The organism is uncultured Aquimarina sp., assembly GCF_947492965.1.
In the GTDB taxonomy this organism is placed as follows: Bacteria; Bacteroidota; Bacteroidia; order Flavobacteriales; family Flavobacteriaceae; genus Aquimarina.
The window spans coordinates 86,066-105,162 of the sequence record NZ_CANLOZ010000007.1; the positions used below are offsets into that span (position 1 = coordinate 86,066).

General features: G+C 35.9%; 32 protein-coding genes. All 32 read right to left on the minus strand.

All coding sequences use genetic code 11. From position 1 onward, the window contains the following. Positions 1-68: 68 nt before the first annotated feature. The 32 genes from eno to fusA all read right to left on the minus strand — a co-directional run bounded on the left by eno (position 69) and on the right by fusA (position 19,090). A complete protein-coding gene (gene eno, locus Q1B37_RS17915; protein ID WP_299900871.1) occupies positions 69-1,361 on the minus strand; it encodes a phosphopyruvate hydratase in 1,293 nt (430 codons plus the stop codon). Positions 1,362-1,546: 185 nt separating this feature from the next. Beyond that, positions 1,547-2,662, minus strand: coding sequence for a glutamine-hydrolyzing carbamoyl-phosphate synthase small subunit (gene carA, locus Q1B37_RS17920; protein WP_299608359.1), 1,116 nt, complete (start codon positions 2,660-2,662; stop codon positions 1,547-1,549). Positions 2,663-2,788: 126 nt separating this feature from the next. Next, positions 2,789-3,262 (minus strand): 50S ribosomal protein L17, encoded by a 474-nt coding sequence (gene rplQ, locus Q1B37_RS17925; protein ID WP_299608361.1) that lies wholly within the window; start codon positions 3,260-3,262, stop codon positions 2,789-2,791. Positions 3,263-3,325: 63 nt separating this feature from the next. Continuing rightward, a complete protein-coding gene (locus Q1B37_RS17930; protein ID WP_027392530.1) occupies positions 3,326-4,318 on the minus strand; it encodes a DNA-directed RNA polymerase subunit alpha in 993 nt (330 codons plus the stop codon). 27 nt (positions 4,319-4,345) lie between these two features. Further along, positions 4,346-4,951 (minus strand): 30S ribosomal protein S4, encoded by a 606-nt coding sequence (rpsD, locus tag Q1B37_RS17935; protein ID WP_219009313.1) that lies wholly within the window; start codon positions 4,949-4,951, stop codon positions 4,346-4,348. Positions 4,952-5,091: 140 nt separating this feature from the next. Beyond that, positions 5,092-5,475 carry a 30S ribosomal protein S11 gene (gene rpsK / locus Q1B37_RS17940; RefSeq protein WP_299608368.1) on the minus strand — a complete coding sequence of 128 codons (384 nt, stop codon included), beginning with the start codon at positions 5,473-5,475 and terminating at the stop codon, positions 5,092-5,094. Positions 5,476-5,483: 8 nt separating this feature from the next. Beyond that, entirely contained in the window at positions 5,484-5,858 is a 375-nt protein-coding gene (gene rpsM, locus Q1B37_RS17945) for a 30S ribosomal protein S13 (RefSeq protein ID WP_073316874.1), read from the minus strand. Positions 5,859-5,860: 2 nt separating this feature from the next. Continuing rightward, on the minus strand, positions 5,861-5,977 hold the full coding sequence (gene ykgO / locus Q1B37_RS17950) for a type B 50S ribosomal protein L36 (RefSeq protein WP_013621733.1): 117 nt from the start codon (positions 5,975-5,977) through the stop codon (positions 5,861-5,863). 116 nt (positions 5,978-6,093) lie between these two features. After that, complete coding sequence (gene infA / locus Q1B37_RS17955) at positions 6,094-6,309, minus strand: translation initiation factor IF-1 (RefSeq protein WP_010181908.1); 216 nt, start codon at positions 6,307-6,309, stop codon at positions 6,094-6,096. After that, positions 6,309-7,649, minus strand: a complete 1,341-nt coding sequence (gene secY / locus Q1B37_RS17960; protein WP_299900874.1) for a preprotein translocase subunit SecY — start codon at positions 7,647-7,649, stop codon at positions 6,309-6,311. Before secY ends, infA begins: the two co-directional genes overlap by 1 nt. Positions 7,650-7,659: 10 nt before the next feature. Further along, complete coding sequence (gene rplO / locus Q1B37_RS17965; protein WP_219009316.1) at positions 7,660-8,112, minus strand: 50S ribosomal protein L15; 453 nt, start codon at positions 8,110-8,112, stop codon at positions 7,660-7,662. A 9-nt stretch (positions 8,113-8,121) separates the two neighbouring features. Beyond that, positions 8,122-8,301, minus strand: a complete 180-nt coding sequence (gene rpmD, locus Q1B37_RS17970) for a 50S ribosomal protein L30 (RefSeq protein ID WP_027392536.1) — start codon at positions 8,299-8,301, stop codon at positions 8,122-8,124. A gap of 13 nt (positions 8,302-8,314) precedes the next feature. Continuing rightward, entirely contained in the window at positions 8,315-8,839 is a 525-nt protein-coding gene (gene rpsE, locus Q1B37_RS17975; RefSeq protein WP_219009317.1) for a 30S ribosomal protein S5, read from the minus strand. A gap of 6 nt (positions 8,840-8,845) precedes the next feature. Then, complete coding sequence (gene rplR, locus Q1B37_RS17980; protein ID WP_219009318.1) at positions 8,846-9,202, minus strand: 50S ribosomal protein L18; 357 nt, start codon at positions 9,200-9,202, stop codon at positions 8,846-8,848. 10 nt (positions 9,203-9,212) lie between these two features. Next, positions 9,213-9,755, minus strand: coding sequence for a 50S ribosomal protein L6 (rplF, locus tag Q1B37_RS17985; protein ID WP_299900877.1), 543 nt, complete (start codon positions 9,753-9,755; stop codon positions 9,213-9,215). A gap of 21 nt (positions 9,756-9,776) precedes the next feature. Beyond that, positions 9,777-10,175: a 30S ribosomal protein S8 gene (rpsH, locus tag Q1B37_RS17990; RefSeq protein WP_219009320.1), complete on the minus strand. Its 399-nt coding sequence runs from the start codon at positions 10,173-10,175 to the stop codon at positions 9,777-9,779. A 70-nt stretch (positions 10,176-10,245) separates the two neighbouring features. Continuing rightward, a complete protein-coding gene (gene rpsN, locus Q1B37_RS17995) occupies positions 10,246-10,515 on the minus strand; it encodes a 30S ribosomal protein S14 (RefSeq protein WP_140597674.1) in 270 nt (89 codons plus the stop codon). Between the two features lie 2 nt (positions 10,516-10,517). Then, entirely contained in the window at positions 10,518-11,069 is a 552-nt protein-coding gene (rplE, locus tag Q1B37_RS18000) for a 50S ribosomal protein L5 (RefSeq protein WP_219009322.1), read from the minus strand. Between the two features lie 2 nt (positions 11,070-11,071). Continuing rightward, complete coding sequence (gene rplX / locus Q1B37_RS18005; RefSeq protein ID WP_219009323.1) at positions 11,072-11,383, minus strand: 50S ribosomal protein L24; 312 nt, start codon at positions 11,381-11,383, stop codon at positions 11,072-11,074. A gap of 13 nt (positions 11,384-11,396) precedes the next feature. Next, entirely contained in the window at positions 11,397-11,765 is a 369-nt protein-coding gene (gene rplN / locus Q1B37_RS18010) for a 50S ribosomal protein L14 (protein WP_027392543.1), read from the minus strand. Between the two features lie 2 nt (positions 11,766-11,767). Then, positions 11,768-12,025 carry a 30S ribosomal protein S17 gene (gene rpsQ / locus Q1B37_RS18015; RefSeq protein WP_025741866.1) on the minus strand — a complete coding sequence of 86 codons (258 nt, stop codon included), beginning with the start codon at positions 12,023-12,025 and terminating at the stop codon, positions 11,768-11,770. Between the two features lie 12 nt (positions 12,026-12,037). Further along, a complete protein-coding gene (rpmC, locus tag Q1B37_RS18020; protein ID WP_299608386.1) occupies positions 12,038-12,232 on the minus strand; it encodes a 50S ribosomal protein L29 in 195 nt (64 codons plus the stop codon). A gap of 12 nt (positions 12,233-12,244) precedes the next feature. After that, complete coding sequence (rplP, locus tag Q1B37_RS18025) at positions 12,245-12,664, minus strand: 50S ribosomal protein L16 (protein WP_299608388.1); 420 nt, start codon at positions 12,662-12,664, stop codon at positions 12,245-12,247. Between the two features lie 20 nt (positions 12,665-12,684). Further along, complete coding sequence (rpsC, locus tag Q1B37_RS18030) at positions 12,685-13,413, minus strand: 30S ribosomal protein S3 (RefSeq protein WP_027392547.1); 729 nt, start codon at positions 13,411-13,413, stop codon at positions 12,685-12,687. 10 nt (positions 13,414-13,423) lie between these two features. Continuing rightward, positions 13,424-13,831 (minus strand): 50S ribosomal protein L22, encoded by a 408-nt coding sequence (rplV, locus tag Q1B37_RS18035; protein WP_299608390.1) that lies wholly within the window; start codon positions 13,829-13,831, stop codon positions 13,424-13,426. Positions 13,832-13,839: 8 nt separating this feature from the next. Further along, complete coding sequence (rpsS, locus tag Q1B37_RS18040; protein ID WP_027392549.1) at positions 13,840-14,118, minus strand: 30S ribosomal protein S19; 279 nt, start codon at positions 14,116-14,118, stop codon at positions 13,840-13,842. Between the two features lie 6 nt (positions 14,119-14,124). After that, complete coding sequence (gene rplB / locus Q1B37_RS18045; RefSeq protein WP_299608393.1) at positions 14,125-14,949, minus strand: 50S ribosomal protein L2; 825 nt, start codon at positions 14,947-14,949, stop codon at positions 14,125-14,127. A 9-nt stretch (positions 14,950-14,958) separates the two neighbouring features. After that, positions 14,959-15,249: a 50S ribosomal protein L23 gene (gene rplW / locus Q1B37_RS18050; RefSeq protein ID WP_299900880.1), complete on the minus strand. Its 291-nt coding sequence runs from the start codon at positions 15,247-15,249 to the stop codon at positions 14,959-14,961. Between the two features lie 5 nt (positions 15,250-15,254). Continuing rightward, positions 15,255-15,884, minus strand: a complete 630-nt coding sequence (gene rplD, locus Q1B37_RS18055) for a 50S ribosomal protein L4 (protein ID WP_299900883.1) — start codon at positions 15,882-15,884, stop codon at positions 15,255-15,257. Next, on the minus strand, positions 15,884-16,501 hold the full coding sequence (gene rplC / locus Q1B37_RS18060) for a 50S ribosomal protein L3 (protein ID WP_299608399.1): 618 nt from the start codon (positions 16,499-16,501) through the stop codon (positions 15,884-15,886). The genes rplD and rplC overlap by 1 nt, the downstream gene beginning before the upstream one ends. A 146-nt stretch (positions 16,502-16,647) precedes the next feature. Continuing rightward, the gene (rpsJ, locus tag Q1B37_RS18065) at positions 16,648-16,953 is read right to left on the minus strand and encodes a 30S ribosomal protein S10 (RefSeq protein ID WP_010181931.1); all 306 of its coding nucleotides are present in this window, start codon (positions 16,951-16,953) and stop codon (positions 16,648-16,650) included. Between the two features lie 10 nt (positions 16,954-16,963). After that, positions 16,964-19,090: an elongation factor G gene (gene fusA / locus Q1B37_RS18070; protein WP_299608401.1), complete on the minus strand. Its 2,127-nt coding sequence runs from the start codon at positions 19,088-19,090 to the stop codon at positions 16,964-16,966. Between the last annotated feature and the right edge of the window lie 7 nt (positions 19,091-19,097).

The window sequence follows — 19,097 nt, forward strand, 5'->3', positions numbered from 1 at the left end:
TTACCTAATTTTTTATTGATTTACATATAAAAAAAAAGCTCACCTTAATGGTGAGCTGTTTCGTACATTTATTTTTTGACTTTAAATGCTTTTTCTTTTGGATAATACGCTACCATACCCAATTCTTCTTCTATTCGAAGTAATTGATTGTATTTAGCCATTCTATCACTTCTAGATGCTGAACCTGTTTTTATCTGTCCAGTATTTAAAGCAACTGCTAAATCAGCAATGGTATTGTCCTCAGTTTCTCCTGATCTATGTGACATCACAGAAGTATACCCTGCATTATGTGCCATATTTACTGCTGCAATAGTTTCAGTAAGCGTTCCTATTTGATTCACTTTTATCAAAATTGAATTCGCGATACCATTCTCGATTCCTCTAGAAAGACGCTCTACATTTGTTACAAACAAATCATCTCCCACTAACTGAACCTTGTCACCAACTTTTTCTGTTAAATATTTCCATCCATCCCAGTCATTCTCGTCCATACCATCTTCAATAGAGATAATTGGATATTTTTCAGTTAAAGAAGCTAAATAATCAGCTTGCTCTTCGCTAGTTCTAACTACTCCAGATTTTCCTTCAAACTTAGTGTAATCATACTTTCCATCTACATAAAATTCTGCCGCTGCGCAATCTAATGCTACCATTACTTCATCTCCAAACTTATACCCCGCTTTTTCTACTGCAAGTGCTATAGAATCTAAAGCGTCTTCTGTACCATCTAATGTAGGAGCAAAACCACCTTCATCTCCTACAGCTGTGCTTAATCCTCTATCATGAAGAACTTTTTTCAGATTATGAAAGATCTCGGTTCCCATTTGCATAGCATGTGTAAAGTTTTCAGCTTTTACAGGCATTACCATAAACTCTTGAAAAGCAATTGGTGCATCACTATGAGATCCTCCATTAATGATATTCATCATAGGAACTGGTAATGTATTAGCACTCACTCCTCCTACGTATCTATACAATGGCATATTCAGCTCATTAGCAGCAGCTTTTGCAGCAGCCAAAGAAACACCAAGGATCGCATTTGCTCCTAATTTGGATTTATTAGGAGTTCCATCTAATTCGATCATTGTGTGATCTAATAAATTCTGATCAAACACTGAAAAACCAAGTAATTCTTCTGCGATTATGGTATTTACATTTTCAACAGCTTTTTTTACTCCTTTACCCATATAATCACTACCACCATCTCTTAGCTCTACCGCTTCATGTTCTCCCGTAGATGCACCAGATGGAACAGCTGCTCTTCCTAATACACCATTTTCGGTTATCACGTCAACTTCTACAGTTGGGTTACCACGTGAATCTAAAATTTGTCTGGCGTGAATATTGATAATTACACTCATTTCTTGATTTGTTTTTGTTGGATAATTTTAATTCTTCGCAATATACAAAACGAGTTAGTTTAAATACCTCAGAAAACCTCTTAATTTATTGCTTAAACACCAGTAAACACAACAAGTTATCAACTATAACGTTATAGATCAACTTATTACATATTATCCTTTGGTTTTGCAAAAATTATGTTTTTTTAAGCCTCTACTTTTGCGTTTTTAATATTATTTATAAACTGATCAAATAGATAAACGGAATCATTAGGACCTGGACTTGCTTCTGGATGATATTGTACAGAAAAACAATTTTTATTTTTCATTCTTATACCTGCCACAGTATCATCATTAAGATGAACATGAGTAATTTCAATTTCTGGATTTGCCTCTGTTTCTTCTCTATTGATTGCAAAACCATGATTTTGCGAAGTAATTTCTCCTTTTCCTGTAATTAAGTTTTTTACCGGATGATTAATTCCTCTATGCCCATTATGCATTTTATAGGTACCAATTCCGTTAGCTAATGCAATAACTTGGTGTCCTAGACATATTCCGAATAACGGCAAGTCTTTACTGATTATTTCCTTTGCTGTAGCAATGGCTTGGGATAAAGGTTCAGGATCGCCAGGACCATTAGATAGGAAATAACCATCTGGCCCCCATTCGCTCATTTCTTCAAAAGTAGCATTATAAGGGAATACTTTTATATACGCATCTCTTTCAGAAAGATTACGTAGAATATTTTTCTTAACTCCTATATCCAAAGCAGAGATCTTATAAGTAGCATCAGGATTACCAAAATAATAAGGCTCTTTTGTTGACACTTGTGATGCAAGTTCTAATCCATTCATATCAGGAACTTCAGCCAATCTTTTTTTCAACCCCTCGATATCATCAATTTCTGTAGAAATCAGTGCATTCATGGCTCCATTATCTCTAATATAACTAACCAGTGCTCTTGTATCTACATCAGATATAGCCAGAAGATTATTCTCCTCTAGAAAATCCTGTAAAGAACTATCTGCACGATCACGAGAAAATTCGTAACTAAAATTCTTTACGATTAATCCTGCAATTTTAATAGAATCAGACTCAACCTCTTCTTTTTGTGTCCCATAGTTACCAATATGCGCGTTGGTAGCTACCATTAATTGACCAAAATAGGAAGGATCTGTAAAAATCTCTTGGTATCCTGTCATACCAGTATTAAAACAAACTTCTCCAAATGCAGTTCCTTCTCTTCCAACTGCTTTTCCATAAAAAATAGTACCATCTGCTAATAAAACGATTGCCTTTTTTCGAGATTGATATTTCATCCTTTATAATTATTTAATATTACGATTCCCTCTTCTTAGGATTTAAGTTTTTACAAAAATTCAAAAAAAAAGGATAAACGACAGAACGTTTATCCTTTTTTATTATGTGTGATTAATACTAATCATTTATTCTTCTTCTGAATTAGTAGCTTCTGGTGCAGGTGCTGCAGGAGCACTAGCTTTTTTGTTTCTACCTCTACGAGTAGATTTCTTTTTAGCAGGCTTACCAGCGTTATACAATTCATTGTAATCCACTAATTCTATCATTGCCATATCAGCGTTATCTCCAAGACGATTCCCTAACTTGATAATTCTAGTATATCCTCCAGGTCTGTCTCCAACTTTTGCTGCTACATCTCTAAACAATTCAGCAACTGCATACTTATTACGTAATTTACTGAATACGATTCTACGGTTGTGCGTAGTATCTTCTTTAGATTTTGTTACTAATGGCTCAACAAACTGCTTTAAAGCTTTAGCTTTTGCAACTGTAGTGTTTATTCTTTTATGCTCAATAAGAGAACAAGCCATGTTTGCAAGCATTGCCTTGCGATGTGCAGTTTTTCTACCTAAGTGGTTTACTTTTTTTCCGTGTCTCATGACATTAAAAATTTAGCATCATCTTGCTCAATCTGCCTCGTGCAGAGAGCAAAATATGATGTGTTAGTCTTTATCTAATTTGTATTTAGAAAGATCCATACCGAAATTAAGACCTTTAACATTTACAAGCTCTTCTAGCTCTGTTAAAGATTTCTTTCCGAAATTACGGAACTTCATTAAATCATTTTTGTTGTAAGAAACTAAATCTCCTAATGTATCAACTTCTGCTGCTTTCAAGCAATTTAATGCTCTCACAGAAAGATCCATATCGATTAATTTAGTTTTTAATAACTGTCTCATATGTAATGATTCCTCATCATATGTTTCAGTCTGAGCAATTTCGTCAGCTTCTAACGTGATACGCTCATCAGAGAACAACATAAAGTGGTGAATCAAGATTTTAGCAGCTTCAGTTAAAGCATCTTTAGGATGTATAGAACCATCTGTAACAATTTCGAAAACTAACTTTTCGTAATCTGTTTTTTGTTCTACACGATAATTCTCAATACTATACTTTACATTTTTAATTGGCGTATAGATTGAATCAGTAAAGATTGTTCCAATAGGAGCATTTGCCTTTTTGTTTTCTTCAGCAGGCACATATCCTCTTCCTTTTTCTATAGTAATCTCTAGATTAAGAGCAACTTTCTTATCCATGTTACAAATTACTAAGTCCGGATTAAGAACTTGAAAACCTGAAATAAATTTCTGAAAATCTCCAGCTGTTAATTGCTCTTGACCAGAAATGGAAATTGTTACTGACTCATTATCTATATCTTCAATCTGACGTTTGAAACGAACTTGTTTTAGGTTTAGAATAATCTCAGTTACATCCTCTACAACTCCAGAAATTGTAGAAAACTCATGATCTACTCCTTCTATTCTCAATGAAGTTATAGCGAATCCCTCTAAAGAAGATAGCAAAACTCTTCGTAAAGCGTTACCAACTGTCAGTCCGTATCCAGGTTCTAATGGTCTAAATTCAAACTTACCATCAAACTCACTAGAGTCGATCATGATAACTTTATCGGGCTTCTGAAAATTTAATATTGCCATATTATTGTTTCTTCTAAGAGTTATTTATTACTTCGAATATAATTCGACGATGAATTGTTCGTTGATATTTTCCGGAATTTGAATTCTTGCCGGCACAGATACAAAAGTACCTTCTTTTGTGTCATTATTAAAAGTAATCCACTCATACACTTTGCTATTATTAGCTAATGAATTTTGAATAACTTCTAAAGATTTTGATTTTTCTCTTACCCCTACTACATCGCCAGGCTTTAAACGGTAAGAAGGAATATTTACTAACTCTCCATTAACAGTAATGTGTCTATGTGAAACTAATTGTCTAGCTCCTCTACGAGAGTTTGCCAATCCCATTCTAAAAGCAACATTATCAAGACGAGATTCACATAATTGAAGTAAAACCTCACCAGTAATCCCTTGTGACCTTGTTGCTTTTTCAAACATATTTCTGAACTGACGCTCTAATATTCCATATGTATATTTAGCTTTTTGCTTTTCCATTAATTGGATAGCATATTCACTTTTCTTTCCTCTACGTCTGTTATTTCCATGTTGACCAGGAGGATAATTTCTTTTTTCGAACGACTTATCGTCTCCGAAGATCGCTTCACCAAATTTACGAGCGATTTTAGTTTTTGGACCAGTATATCTTGCCATTTGATTTTTACTTAAATTTTGAGAGGTAATTATGAATTAAGGTCTCTTTCCTTCGATAATTGTTTTTCCTCTTCTTAGACTTACTTTGATTTATAATATATTAATAAAAGAGATCCCGAATGAACTCGGGACACTTTTACTTATACTCTACGTCTTTTAGGAGGACGACAACCATTATGAGGCATTGGAGTTACATCGATGATTTCCGAAACCTCTATTCCAGAATTATGAATAGAACGTATTGCAGACTCTCTACCGTTTCCAGGACCTTTAACGTAAACTTTTACTTTCTTTAATCCAGCTTCTATAGCCACTTTAGCAGCATCTTCTGCAGCTAACTGTGCAGCATATGGTGTGTTCTTTTTAGAACCTCTGAATCCCATTTTACCAGCTGAAGACCAAGAAATAACGTCTCCTTTTTTATTAGTTAACGAAATAATAATGTTGTTAAAAGATGCCGTTACATGAGCTTCTCCTATAGATTCAACGATTACTTTACGTTTTTTCGAAGTTGACTTTGCCATACTACTTATTATTTAGTTGCTTTTTTCTTATTAGCAACTGTTTTTCTTCTTCCTTTACGTGTTCTAGAATTATTCTTTGTACGTTGTCCTCTAAGTGGTAAACCAGCTCTGTGACGTATACCTCTGTAGCATCCAATATCCATAAGACGCTTAATATTCAGTTGTACTTCAGAACGTAATTCTCCTTCAATGGTATAGGCTCCTACAGCTTCACGAATACGACCAATTTGATCATCATCCCAGTCAGAAACTTTAATACTCTCGTCTACTTTGGCAGTAGCTAATATCTCTTTAGCTCTACTTCTACCGATTCCGAAGATATAGGTTAATGCTATAACTCCTCGCTTTTGTTTAGGTATATCTACCCCTGCAATTCTTGCCATAATTACCCTTGTCTTTGTTTAAATCTAGGATTCTTTTTATTAATTACGTAAAGTCGGCCTTTTCTACGCACAATCTTGCACTCGGCACTTCTCTTTTTTATTGATGCTCTAACTTTCATCTCTTTGTGTTTAAATCCTGAAAATACGTATTAGCATTTCAGAAGGTCTCGTTAACAAGATTTTCAGCCTGCAAAAGTACACAAAAAATCTTAATTAACTAATATTCTTAAAATTATTAGTATCTGTATGTTATACGAGCCTTTGATAAATCATAAGGACTCATTTCTAATTTCACTTTATCACCTGGTAGTAATTTAATATAATGCATACGCATTTTACCAGAGATATGAGCTGTCACCACGTGACCATTTTCTAATTCCACACGAAACATTGCATTAGACAATGCTTCTATAATACTTCCATCTTGTTCTATTGCTGGTTGTTTTGCCATTATGCTACCGCTTTTCTATTTTTACCAGTTTTCATTAATCCATCATAATGTCTGTTTAACAAATATGAATTAACCTGTTGCATTGTATCAATTGCTACTCCCACCATAATTAATAAGGAGGTTCCTCCGAAAAACAGTGCCCATCCTTGTTGAACACCTAATAACTTAACTGCAATAGCAGGGAAAACAGCTATCAACGCTAGAAATATAGATCCTGGTAATGTTATCTGAGACATTATTTTATCTAAATACTCTGCTGTTTCACTACCTGGTCTGATACCTGGAATGAAACCACCGCTTCTTTTTAAATCATCAGCCATCTTGTTCGTTGGTACAGTAATAGCAGTATAGAAATATGTGAAAATTATAATTAACAAACCAAACACTACATTATACCAAAACCCAAAAATATCACTGAACGCAGCCGCAATTCCTTGTGAAGTTTCAGACTCAGAAAGTCCAGCAACTGCAGCAGGAATAAACATAATTGCCTGGGCAAAAATGATTGGCATCACACCAGAAGCATTTAACTTCAATGGGATATACTGTCTAGATCCGAAAACGTTCTTCTCATATCCTCCACTAGCAGTTCTTCTAGCATACTGCACTGGAATTTGACGAACAGCCATCACTAATAGCACTGAAGCTAGAATAATAACAAACCAAATCACTAATTCAATCAATACCATAATGATATCACCACCTTCTCCTGAAGTTCTTGAAATAAAGTTCTGAACAAAAGATTGTGGTAAAGTTGCTATGATACCAACCATGATTAATAAAGAAATACCGTTACCAATACCTTTATCAGTGATTTTTTCTCCTAACCACATTGCAAAAATACATCCTGTAGTTAAGATAATAACAGATGATACAACGAAAACAGTTTGACTTATTTCTGTACTAAAAGCTGTTGGCGGAAGTGTTGCAAATAAGTTATAGATATAACCTGGACCTTGTACCAAAGTAATTGCAATAGTCAACCATCTAGTTATCTGGTTAATTTTCTTTCTACCACTTTCACCTTCTTTTTGTAATTTTTGGAGATAAGGAATAGCTATCCCCATCAACTGAACAACAATTGATGCAGAGATATAAGGCATAATACCTAATGCAAATACAGAAGCATTTGCAAATGCTCCTCCTGTAAACGCATTAAGTAAACCTAGTAAACCATCTTGAGTTTGCGTTCCTAGATTAGCAAGCTCCGCAGCATCTACTCCAGGAAGCACAACCTGTGCTCCAAATCGATATACTAAAAGCAATCCTAATGTTACTAGGATTCTATTTTTTAGCTCTTCGATTTTCCAAACGTTTTTTATTGTATCAATAAATTTCATGAAATATCTTTTATAAGGTTACCGCTTCACCACCTGCTGCTTCAATTGCAGCTTTTGCAGTGGCTGTAAATTTATGTGCTGAAACCTTTAATTTTGCTTTCAGCTCACCTCTTCCCAGTATCTTAACCAAATCATTTTTCCCCGCTAAACGTGTTTCCAATATCACGTCTAGATCTACAGTATCAGTTATTTTACCAGCGTCAACTAGCTTCTGAAGTGTATCTAAATTGATTCCCTGATATTCTTTTCTATTAATATTAGTAAAACCAAACTTAGGCACACGTCTTTGAAGAGGCATTTGCCCACCTTCGAAACCAATCTTTCTAGAGTAACCAGAACGAGACTTTGCTCCCTTGTGACCACGAGCAGCTGTTCCACCTTTTCCAGAACCTTGACCACGACCTAATCGCTTGCTGTTATTTTTTACTGAACCTGCAGCAGGTTTTAAGTTACTTAAATCCATGTGCTTATATTATTTTGTTTCTACTGAAACTAAATGTTTAACTTTATTTACCATCCCTAGGATATTAGGAGTGTCATCGTGCTCAACAACCTGACCGATCTTTTTAAGACCTAAAGCCTCTAGAGTTCTTTTCTGTCTCTGAGTACGGTTTATCGCGCTTTTTACTTTAGTAATTTTAATCTTTGCCATCGTTCCTAATTTATTATCCTTTAAATACTTTTTCAAGTGAAACACCTCGTTGCTTAGCAACTTGTTCTGCACTTCTCATTTGTAACAAAGCATCGAAAGTTGCTTTCACCACATTATGAGGGTTAGATGATCCTTGATTTTTAGAAAGTACATCATGCACACCAACAGATTCTAATACCGCACGGATCGCTCCACCGGCAATAACTCCTGTACCCGTTGCAGCAGGCATTAATAATACTCTTGCTCCACCGTACTTACCTTTTTGTTCGTGAGGTAAAGTTCCTTTATTTAATGGTATACGTACTAGATTCTTCTTAGCATCTTCTACTGCTTTAGCAATAGCTTCAGCAACTTCTTTAGACTTACCTAAACCATGACCTACAACACCGTTTTCGTCTCCTACAACAACGATAGCAGAGAATCCAAATGCTCTACCTCCTTTTGTTACCTTAGTAACACGTTGTACACCAACTAAACGATCCTTTAATTCAAGTCCACTTGGTTTTACTAATTCTGCGTTTTTATATTTTTGATACATAATTTCTTAGAATTTAAGTCCTCCTTCTCTAGCTCCTTCAGCTAATGATTTAACTCTTCCATGGTATAAATATCCACCTCTATCAAAAGATACGGTTTCTACACCTGCTTTCTTAGCTTTTTCTGCTAGAGCTTTACCAACTAAGCCAGCTTTTTCTGCTTTGCTTCCTGATGCAGCTGCTATATCTTTATCTCTTGAAGAAGCAGCACTAATAGTCTTACCAGTTACATCATCTATGATCTGTGCATAGATCTCTTTATTACTTCTAAAAACAGATAATCTAGGACGTTGTTCTGTTCCGCTTACTGTTCCGCGGATTCGCTTTCTGATTTTTAATCTTCTTAAATCTTTTGAGAATGCCATAACTTCGTTATTATGCAGATTTACCTGCTTTTCTTCTTAATTGCTCTCCTACGAACTTAACTCCTTTTCCTTTGTAAGGTTCTGGCTTACGGAATCCTCTAATCTTAGCGGCTACCTGACCAACCAATTGTTTGTCATGAGAAGTTAATTTTACGATCGGGTTTTTACCTTTTTCAGATATAGTTTCGATTTTTACCTCTGGTGCAACATCTATAACGATGTTATGAGAAAAACCTAAAGCTAAATCTAATTTCTGTCCTTGATTAGAAGCTCTATATCCTACCCCTACCAATTCTAACTCTTTAGTAAAACCTTCTGAAACACCCTGTACCATATTGTTGATTAAAGCTCTGTATAATCCGTGCTTCGCTCTATGATCTTTAGCATCACTAGGTCTTTCTAGAACAACCTGACCATCTTCTACTTTCACATCGACACTATCGATCTCCTGTGAAAGCTCTCCTAATTTTCCTTTAACAGTAACAACATTACCTGTCACCTCTACAGTGACACCAGACGGAATAGTTACTGGATTTTTTCCTATTCTTGACATTTCTTTTGTCTTTTTTTACTGTTAGTATACGTAACAAAGTACTTCTCCACCTACATTCTCTCGCTTAGCTTGCTTACCAGTCATTACACCGTGAGAAGTAGAAACAATCGCAATACCTAATCCATTAAGAATTCTTGGTATTTCTTTAGATCCTGCGTATTTACGTAAACCAGGCTTACTGATTCTTTGTAATTCTTTAATCACAGGCTCTTTTGTTAACTTATCGTATTTAAGAGCAATCTTAATACTACCTTGTGTTGTATTATCCTCAAATTTATAACTTAAGATATATCCTTGATCGAATAATATCTTAGTAATCTCTTTTTTAACTTTCGATGCAGGAATCTCAACTACTCTATGTTGAGCGCTATTTGCATTACGAATTCTAGTTAAATAATCTGCAATAGGATCTGTATTCATTATTTAATATTTATGATCTTGGTTTTCAATTATTTCTTAACCGAACCTTAGACCAATTAATTTTTTGTTATTACCAACTAGCTTTAGTTACACCTGGAATTAATCCTTTATTTGCCATTTCTCTGAAAGTAACACGAGAAATTCCAAACTGACGCATATATCCTTTTGGTCTTCCTGTTAACTTACAACGATTGTGCATACGGATTGGCGAAGCATTTTTCGGTAATTTTTGTAATGCTTCATAATCTCCAGCTTCTTTTAAAGCCTTACGCTTTTCAGCATATTTAGCAACCGTTTTAGCTCTCTTCACCTCACGGGCTTTCATTGATTCTTTAGCCATAATTAATTCTTTTTAAAAGGTAAACCTAGTTCAGTTAACAATGATTTTGCTTCTTTATCAGTATTCGCAGAAGTTTCGAAAGTGATATTCATTCCTGAAATTTTATTCACCTTATCAATATCAATCTCTGGGAAAATGATCTGCTCAGTAATACCTAAAGAGTAATTACCTCTACCATCAAAACCAGTTGCTTTAATACCATTAAAATCTCTTACACGTGGTAAAGCTGAAGTAATCAAACGATCTAAAAACTCATACATTCTTTCTCCTCTTAACGTAACTTTAGCACCTATTGGCATTCCTTTACGTAATTTGAAAGAAGCAACATCCTTCTTAGAAATTGTAGCTACAGCTTTTTGCCCTGTAATTGTTGTTAATTCATCTACAGCGTAATCGATTAACTTTTTATCTGCTACAGCTGCACCAATACCTCTACTTAAAACTATTTTTTTAAGTTTTGGTACTTCCATTACATTACCGTAACTAAATTCTTCTGTAAGAGCTGACACGATTCTGTCTTTATACTCTTGTTTAAGTCTTGGGATATAAGCCATAACTATATTACTTCATTAGATTTTTTAGAAAATCTCACTTTCTTATCTCCTTCCATTCTATATCCAACTCTTGTAGTCTCACCATTAGATGTTAACAATGATAAATTGGAAATATGAATTGGTGCTTCTTGCTTTACTATACCACCTTGTGGATTAGCAGCACTAGGCTTCTTGTGTTTTGAAACAAGGTTTACACCTTCAACAATTGCCTTGTTCTTATCTTTCAATACTTTTTGTACAGTTCCTTGCTGACCTTTATTGTCTCCAGCAATAACCTTTACTGTATCTCCTGATTTAATTTTTAGTTTTGTCATGTCTGCAATACTATTAAAGCACTTCTGGCGCTAGTGATACAATCTTCATAAACTGCTTGTCACGAAGTTCTCTCGCTACAGGACCAAACACACGTGTTCCTCTCATTTCTCCAGCAGGGTTCAAAAGAACACATGCATTATCATCGAAACGAATATAAGAACCATCTGGTCTGCGCACTTCTTTTTTGGTACGAACTACAACTGCAGTTGAAACCGCTCCTTTTTTGATATTTCCATTTGGAGTTGCTTCTTTAACACTGACAACGATCTTGTCTCCTACAGAGGCGTATCTTCTTTTTGTACCACCTAAAACACGGATAACTAAAACTTCTTTACCACCTGTGTTGTCTGCTACTTTTAATCTAGACTCTTGTTGTACCATAATTACTTAGCTCTTTCAATTACTTCTACTAATCTCCAGCATTTGGTTCTACTCATAGGTCTTGTTTCCATGATCTTTACAGTATCGCCAATATTGCAGTCATTTTTCTCGTCGTGCGCAACATATTTCTTTGTTTTTAACACGAACTTTCCGTACATCGGGTGTTTCACTTTTTTAACCTCAGAAACCACAATTGACTTCTGCATTTTGTTACTAGTAACTACACCTATACGTTCTTTTCTTAAGTTTCTTTTTTCCATCTTTCAGCAGAATTAACCGTTTAATTCTCTTTTAGTAAGCTCTGTTTCCATTCTCGCTATAGATCTTCTAACTTTACGGATTTGTAAAGGATTTTCTAATGGAGACATAGCATGAGCCATTTTTAAATCTGAATATTCTTTTCGATATTTTCCAAGTTCCTCTTGTAATTCAGCTGTCGACGATTCTTTTACTTGTGATTGTTTCATAATCTTCAATTATTAAGCTTGATAATCTCTAGCTACGATAAACTTAGTTTTAACTGGTAATTTCTGAGCAGCTAAGCGTAATGCTTCTTTAGCCACATCATGAGGAACACCACTTATCTCAAACAAGATTCTTCCTGGTTTTACAACTGCTGCCCAATATTCTACAGCACCTTTTCCTTTACCCATACGTACTTCAAGAGGTTTCTTTGTAATAGGCTTGTCTGGGAAAATTTTAATCCACAGAGAACCTTCTCTTTTCATATAACGAGTAGCAGAAATACGAGCTGCTTCTATTTGTCTAGCGGTTACAAAACTTGAATCTAATGCTTTGATTCCGAAAGTTCCATTTGAAAGCGTATGACCTCTTTGAGAAAGACCTTTCATACGTCCTTTTTGCTGCTTACGGAATTTTGTTCTTTTAGGCTGTAACATTGTTAATTTACTTTAAAAAATTACTTTCTACGACGTGATTTATTATTTCCACCTCGTCCGGCTCCTCTGTCGCCTCCTTTTCCTTGTTTCTTAGAAAGACCTACTAAAGGAGAAAGCTCTCTCTTACCATATACTTCGCCTTTCATAATCCATACTTTTACACCCAATCTACCGTAAGTAGTGTGTGCTTCTACCAAAGCATAATCTATGTCAGCTCTAAATGTTGATAAAGGAATTCTTCCGTCTTTATAAGACTCTGAACGTGCCATTTCAGCACCATTTAATCTTCCTGAAATTTGAATTTTGATACCTTCAGCATTCATTCTCATTGCAGCCGCAATAGCCATCTTTATTGCTCTACGATAAGAGATACGACTCTCTATCTGTCTAGCAACACTAGATCCTACTAAAAACGCATCAAGTTCTGGTCTCTTGATTTCAAAAATATTAATCTGAACTTCCTTATCTGTAATCTTCTTAAGCTCTTCTTTTAACTTGTCTACCTCTTGACCACCTTTTCCGATAATAATACCAGGTCTAGCAGTAGTGATAGTAACGGTTACAAGTTTAAGCGTACGCTCAATAATTACTCTAGATACACTAGCTTTAGATAAACGTGCGTGTACGTACTTTCTAATCTTATCGTCTTCGGCTAATTTATCACCGTAGTCATTACCTCCATACCAGTTGGATTCCCATCCTCTAATGATACCAAGGCGATTTCCGATTGGATTTGTCTTCTGTCCCATACTATTTATATTAGCTTTGTGTATTATTTTTTGCCGCAACCACGATTGTAACGTGATTAGAGCGTTTTCTTATTCTGTGTGCACGACCCTGCGGTGCTGGACGTAATCTTTTTAACATACTTCCACCATCTACACGAATCTCTTTTACGAAAAGATCAGCATCTTCAATGCTTGCGTCTTCATTTTTTGCTTGCCAGTTTGCTATTGCAGAAAGCAATAACTTTTCTAAACGACGTGCAGCTTCTTTTTGACTAAATCTAAGAATATGAAGCGCTCTTTCTACCTTTTCACCACGAACTAAATCTGCTACTAAACGCATTTTGCGAGGTGACGTAGGACAGTTATTAAGTTTAGCAAAAGCAATCTGCTTTTTCTCTTCCTTAATTCTTTCTGCCATTTCTCTTTTACGAACTCCCATAGCTTAAATTATTTTTTACCTTTATTTTTAGCACCAGCGTGCCCTCTGAAAGAACGTGTTGGCGAAAACTCTCCTAATTTATGACCTACCATATTTTCTGTAATGTACACAGGAACAAACTGGCGACCATTGTGAACTGCGATCGTCTGACCAACAAAATCAGGAGAAATCATAGAAGCTCTTGACCAAGTCTTGATAACAGTTTTCTTATTAGCCTCAACATTCGCTGCAACTTTCTTCTCTAACTTGTAGTGAATGTAAGGTCCTTTTTTTAATGAACGTGCCATATCTTATTATTTCTTTCTACGTTCTACAATATACTTATTACTCGCTTTTGTCTTAGAACGGGTTCTAAATCCTTTAGCAGGAAGACCTTTTCTAGAACGTGGGTGACCTCCAGAAGAACGTCCTTCACCACCACCCATTGGATGATCTACAGGGTTCATTGCTACTGGTCTAGTTCTAGGACGACGACCTAACCATCTTCCTCTACCCGCTTTACCACCAACAACTAATTGATGATCACTGTTAGAAATTGCCCCGACAGTAGCCATACAATTTACTAACACCATTCTCACTTCGCCAGAAGGTAATTTTACTGTAGCAAACTTACCATCTCTCGCCATAAGCTGAGCAAAAGAACCAGCACTACGTGCCATTACAGCACCTTGACCTGGTCTTAATTCTATACAAGAAATAATAGTACCTAGAGGGATATCGCTAAGCGGCATTGCGTTTCCAATTTCTGGAGCAACATTATTACCAGAAACTACGTTCTGACCCACTTGCAGCCCATTCTGAGCGATAATATAACGCTTCTCACCATCTTGGTAGTTTAAAAGCGCTATAAAAGCAGTTCTGTTTGGATCATATTCGATAGTAGCAACAGTAGCAGGAATTCCTTGCTTGTCTCTTTTAAAATCGATAATACGATACCTTTTCTTATGACCTCCACCTTTGTAGCGCATGGTCATTTTTCCTTGATTGTTTCTACCGCCTGATCTTTTTTTCGGAGCTAATAAACTTTTCTCCGGCTTATCAGTAGTAATGGCATCAAACCCATTAACTACTCTAAAACGCTGACCTGGGGTAATTGGTTTCAATTTTCTTACTGACATTTTTTAGTCTTAAAGATTACTATATAAATCAATTACATCACCTTCCGCCACCTGTACAATAGCTTTTTTAATAGCTTTTGTTTTACCAGTGATCATTCCCGTTTTTGTATAACGTGTTTTACGATCTGGACGGACATTAATAGTTCGAACTTTAGTAACAGATACCCCATAAGCAGCTTCTACTGCTTTTTTGATCTCTACCTTATTCGCATTTCTATCTACCACAAATCCATAGCGATTATAAACCTCACTATCTGCAGTAGCCTTTTCCGTAATAATAGGTTTTATTAAGATACTCATGGCTTCTATTTACTTAAATTCGTTTCAATTCCTTTCAAAGAACCCTCTAAAAGAACAACATTCTTAGCATTAAGTATTTTATAAGTACTTAATTCTGAGTAAGTTATAACTTCAGAGCTTTTTAAATTACGTGACGACAAATATACATTTTTATTTGACTCTCCCAACACAAATAAAGATTTTTTATCCTCCAGCCCTAACGACTTTAAAACTGCAGTAAAATTCTTTGTTTTAATTGTATCAAAAGTGAAGTCCTCTACCACTGTAATTGCCTTGTCATTCGCCTTTATACTTAGCGCAGATTTACGTGCTAATCTTTTTAAATTCTTATTTAATTTAAAAGAATAATTACGTGGTCTAGGTCCGAATATTCTACCTCCACCTTTGAAAACTGGAGACTTAATACTACCTGCTCTCGCTGTACCGGTTCCTTTTTGTTTCTTAATTTTTCTTGTACTACCTGCGATCTCAGCACGTTCTTTAGCTTTATGCGTTCCTTGACGTTGATTCGCCAAGTACTGCTTAACATCTAAATAAACAGCGTGATCATTAGGCTCTATACCAAAAACAGCATCAGAAAGATCTACCTTTCTACCTGTTTCTTTTCCGTTAATATCAATTACTGCTACCTTCATTACTTCTGAATAGTTACGTAAGCGTTTTTATGTCCAGGCACACAACCTTTCACAACTAGTAGATTCTTTTCAGCTACTACTTTTAACACTTTCAAGTTTTGAACCTTTACTTTATCTCCACCCATTCTTCCTGCCATACGCATTCCTTTAAAAACTCTTGCAGGATACGATGCAGCTCCGATTGAACCAGGAGCTCTTAAACGGTTATGCTGACCATGTGTCGCTTGTCCAACACCACCAAAACCGTGTCTCTTTACAACTCCTTGGAAACCTTTTCCTTTAGAAGTTCCTGTTACATCCACGAACTCTCCTTCTACGAAGTGCTCTACAGTGATTGTATCACCTAATTTGTACTCCTCATCAAAACCTTGGAATTCTACAACTTCGCGCTTAGCAACAGTTCCTGCTTTTTTAAAGTGACCTAAAGCCGCTTTCGTAGCATTTTTGTCTGCTTTGTCATCGAAACCTAATTGAATAGCCTCATAACCATCCACTTCTTCAGTTCTGACTTGGGTAACCACGCATGGCCCAGCTTCGATCACAGTACATGGAATGTTTTTCCCATTCTCGTCGAAGATGCTGGTCATACCGATCTTTTTTCCTATTAACCCAGACATATTTATTAATTATTAATTAGTATACTTATTTAAATTTTCGCAAAAAAACAGGGTCAAAATACTTCAACCCTGAATGTATTTTTGCCGTTTTTCCCTCGCACGCAGCTTGGGACATTTCATGTAAGACTTTCTTACTGGAAGTTTTATCAAACTTTGATTTCCACTTCGACTCCACTAGGTAATTCTAACTTCATTAACGCATCGATCGTTTTTGAAGAAGAACTATAGATATCTAAAAGTCTTTTATAAGAACTTAATTGAAATTGCTCTCTTGACTTCTTATTTACGTGTGGAGATCTTAAAACAGTAAAGATCTTTTTATGTGTTGGTAATGGAATTGGTCCAGTCACCACAGCTCCAGTACTCTTAACAGTCTTAACAATCTTTTCAGCAGACTTATCTACTAAATTATGATCGTAAGATTTTAATTTTATTCTAATTTTTTGACTCATTTCTGTAAAATTAAGCGTTAACTCCTTTTGCTGCTGCAATCACTTCTTCCGATATATTCGAAGGAGTCTCAGCATAGTGAGAAAATTCCATTGTAGATGTCGCTCTACCAGATGATAAAGTTCTTAATGTTGTTACATATCCAAACATTTCAGAAAGTGGTACTGTAGCTTTAACCGTTTTAGCGCCCGCTCTATCACCCATATCACTTACCTGACCTCTACGTCTATTCAAATCACCTACGATATCACCCATGTTTTCCTCTGGTGTAATAACCTCTAGTTTCATGATAGGTTCCATCACCACAGCTTTAGCTGCTTTTGCCGCTGCTTTAAAACCAAGCTTAGCAGCCAATTCGAATGATAATTGATCAGAATCCACATCGTGATAAGAACCGTCTGTAAGAGTAACTTTCATAGCATCTACTTCATAACCCGCAAGCGGCCCATTTTGCATTGCCATTTTAAATCCTTTCTCTACAGAAGGAACAAATTCCTTAGGAACGTTACCTCCTTTAATCTCGGAAATAAACTCTAACCCTACTTTTCCTTCTTCTGCTGGCTCTAATGTAAATACAATATCCGCAAACTTACCACGCCCACCAGACTGCTTCTTATAAACCTCTCTGTGTTCGGCTCTAGCGGTAATAGCCTCTTTGTACTCTACTTGTGGCTGACCTTGATTAACCTCTACTTTGAATTCTCTTTTCAAACGGTCAACGATAATATCTAAATGAAGCTCTCCCATTCCAGAAATAATTGTCTGTCCTGAAGCCTCATCTGTTCTTACTGTAAATGTTGGATCTTCTTCTGCCAACTTAGCTAACGCCAAACCTAACTTATCAACATCAGCTTTAGTTTTTGGCTCAACAGCAATACCAATTACAGGATCAGGGAAATCCATAGATTCTAAAACGATAGGATTTTTCTCATCCGACATCGTATCACCCGTTTTGATATCTTTAAAACCTACTGCAGCTCCAATATCTCCAGCTTCAATATATTCTATAGCATTTTGCTTATTAGAATGCATTTGATAGATACGAGAAATACGCTCTTTTTTACCTGAACGATTGTTCAAGATATAAGAACCAGCATCTAAACGTCCTGAATATGCACGGAAGAATGCTAAGCGACCTACGAAAGGATCTGTAGCAATCTTAAATGCTAATGCAGCAAACGGCTCCTTAACATCTGGCTTACGTATTTCTTCTTGATCAGTATTTGGATTAACACCTACAATACCTTCCTTATCTGTTGGAGAAGGTAAGTAACGACATACCGCATCTAATAGGAACTGGACTCCTTTATTCTTGAAAGCAGAACCACAAATCATCGGTATGATAGACATGTCCATTACCGCAGCTCTTAAAGCAGCGTGAACTTCTTCCTCTGTAATTGAGTCTTCATCTTCCATAAACTTCTCAAGAAGCTCCTCATCGTAAGCAGCAACTTCTTCTATAAGTTTTCCTCTTAACTCTGCCGCTTCTTCTTTTAATTCTTCTGGAATATCAATTACATCAAAAGTAGATCCTTGTGTTTCATCATGCCACACAATAGCTCGGTTCTTAACTAAATCCACAATTCCTTTGAAATCAGCTTCATCACCAATATTCATTACAATAGGAACTGCATTAGAACCTAACATATCTTTTACTTGTTGACACACTGCCATAAAATTAGACCCTTGACGATCCATTTTATTTACAAATCCGATACGCGGTACTTTATAGTTATCTGCAAGTCTCCAGTTAGTTTCTGATTGAGGTTCAACACCATCAACCGCACTAAATAAAAACACCAACCCATCAAGAACACGTAAAGAACGGTTAACCTCTACCGTAAAATCAACGTGTCCCGGAGTATCGATAATATTAAAATGATATCCTTTTGTATCTGCAACAGCCTGACCATTTTCTGTCGGAAACTTCCACTCACAAGTGGTAGCAGCAGAAGTAATTGTAATACCTCTTTCTTGCTCTTGCTCCATCCAGTCCATAGTAGCAGCACCATCGTGCACCTCACCGATCTTATGACTTACACCTGTGTAATATAAGATACGCTCTGTAGTTGTAGTTTTTCCTGCATCAATATGTGCAGCAATACCAATATTTCTTGTATATTTTAAATCTCTAGCCATTTCTGTT

Bases quoted from the DNA above. Each gene is read 5' to 3' on its own strand.
- eno (WP_299900871.1), bottom strand. From the start codon at position 1,361: ATGAGTGTAATTATCAATATTCACGCCAGACAAATTTTAGATTCACGT.
- carA (WP_299608359.1), bottom strand. From the start codon at position 2,662: ATGAAATATCAATCTCGAAAAAAGGCAATCGTTTTATTAGCAGATGGT.
- rplQ (WP_299608361.1), bottom strand. From the start codon at position 3,262: ATGAGACACGGAAAAAAAGTAAACCACTTAGGTAGAAAAACTGCACAT.
- Q1B37_RS17930 (WP_027392530.1), bottom strand. From the start codon at position 4,318: ATGGCAATATTAAATTTTCAGAAGCCCGATAAAGTTATCATGATCGAC.
- rpsD (WP_219009313.1), bottom strand. From the start codon at position 4,951: ATGGCAAGATATACTGGTCCAAAAACTAAAATCGCTCGTAAATTTGGT.
- rpsK (WP_299608368.1), bottom strand. From the start codon at position 5,475: ATGGCAAAGTCAACTTCGAAAAAACGTAAAGTAATCGTTGAATCTATA.
- rpsM (WP_073316874.1), bottom strand. From the start codon at position 5,858: ATGGCAAGAATTGCAGGGGTAGATATACCTAAACAAAAGCGAGGAGTT.
- ykgO (WP_013621733.1), bottom strand. From the start codon at position 5,977: ATGAAAGTTAGAGCATCAATAAAAAAGAGAAGTGCCGAGTGCAAGATT.
- infA (WP_010181908.1), bottom strand. From the start codon at position 6,309: ATGGCAAAACAACCAGCAATAGAACAAGATGGAAGTATTATAGAAGCA.
- secY (WP_299900874.1), bottom strand. From the start codon at position 7,649: ATGAAATTTATTGATACAATAAAAAACGTTTGGAAAATCGAAGAGCTA.
- rplO (WP_219009316.1), bottom strand. From the start codon at position 8,112: ATGGATTTAAGTAACTTAAAACCTGCTGCAGGTTCAGTAAAAAATAAC.
- rpmD (WP_027392536.1), bottom strand. From the start codon at position 8,301: ATGGCAAAGATTAAAATTACTAAAGTAAAAAGCGCGATAAACCGTACT.
- rpsE (WP_219009317.1), bottom strand. From the start codon at position 8,839: ATGTATCAAAAATATAAAAACGCAGAATTAGTAAAACCAAGTGGACTT.
- rplR (WP_219009318.1), bottom strand. From the start codon at position 9,202: ATGGCATTCTCAAAAGATTTAAGAAGATTAAAAATCAGAAAGCGAATC.
- rplF (WP_299900877.1), bottom strand. From the start codon at position 9,755: ATGTCAAGAATAGGAAAAAATCCAGTAACTATTCCGTCTGGTGTCACT.
- rpsH (WP_219009320.1), bottom strand. From the start codon at position 10,175: ATGAATACAGATCCTATTGCAGATTATTTAACTAGAATTCGTAATGCA.
- rpsN (WP_140597674.1), bottom strand. From the start codon at position 10,515: ATGGCTAAAGAATCAATGAAAGCCCGTGAGGTGAAGAGAGCTAAAACG.
- rplE (WP_219009322.1), bottom strand. From the start codon at position 11,069: ATGGCTTATATCCCAAGACTTAAACAAGAGTATAAAGACAGAATCGTG.
- rplX (WP_219009323.1), bottom strand. From the start codon at position 11,383: ATGACAAAACTAAAAATTAAATCAGGAGATACAGTAAAGGTTATTGCT.
- rplN (WP_027392543.1), bottom strand. From the start codon at position 11,765: ATGGTACAACAAGAGTCTAGATTAAAAGTAGCAGACAACACAGGTGGT.
- rpsQ (WP_025741866.1), bottom strand. From the start codon at position 12,025: ATGGAAAAAAGAAACTTAAGAAAAGAACGTATAGGTGTAGTTACTAGT.
- rpmC (WP_299608386.1), bottom strand. From the start codon at position 12,232: ATGAAACAATCACAAGTAAAAGAATCGTCGACAGCTGAATTACAAGAG.
- rplP (WP_299608388.1), bottom strand. From the start codon at position 12,664: ATGTTACAGCCTAAAAGAACAAAATTCCGTAAGCAGCAAAAAGGACGT.
- rpsC (WP_027392547.1), bottom strand. From the start codon at position 13,413: ATGGGACAGAAGACAAATCCAATCGGAAATCGCCTTGGTATCATTAGA.
- rplV (WP_299608390.1), bottom strand. From the start codon at position 13,831: ATGGGAGTTCGTAAAAGAGAAATGGCAGAAAGAATTAAGGAAGAGAAA.
- rpsS (WP_027392549.1), bottom strand. From the start codon at position 14,118: ATGGCACGTTCATTAAAAAAAGGACCTTACATTCACTACAAGTTAGAG.
- rplB (WP_299608393.1), bottom strand. From the start codon at position 14,949: ATGTCAGTAAGAAAATTGAAACCAATTACCCCAGGTCAGCGTTTTAGA.
- rplW (WP_299900880.1), bottom strand. From the start codon at position 15,249: ATGAGTATCTTAATAAAACCTATTATTACGGAAAAGGCTACTGCAGAT.
- rplD (WP_299900883.1), bottom strand. From the start codon at position 15,884: ATGAAGGTAGCAGTAATTGATATTAACGGAAAAGAAACAGGTAGAAAG.
- rplC (WP_299608399.1), bottom strand. From the start codon at position 16,501: ATGTCTGGGTTAATAGGAAAAAAGATCGGTATGACCAGCATCTTCGAC.
- rpsJ (WP_010181931.1), bottom strand. From the start codon at position 16,953: ATGAGTCAAAAAATTAGAATAAAATTAAAATCTTACGATCATAATTTA.
- fusA (WP_299608401.1), bottom strand. From the start codon at position 19,090: ATGGCTAGAGATTTAAAATATACAAGAAATATTGGTATTGCTGCACAT.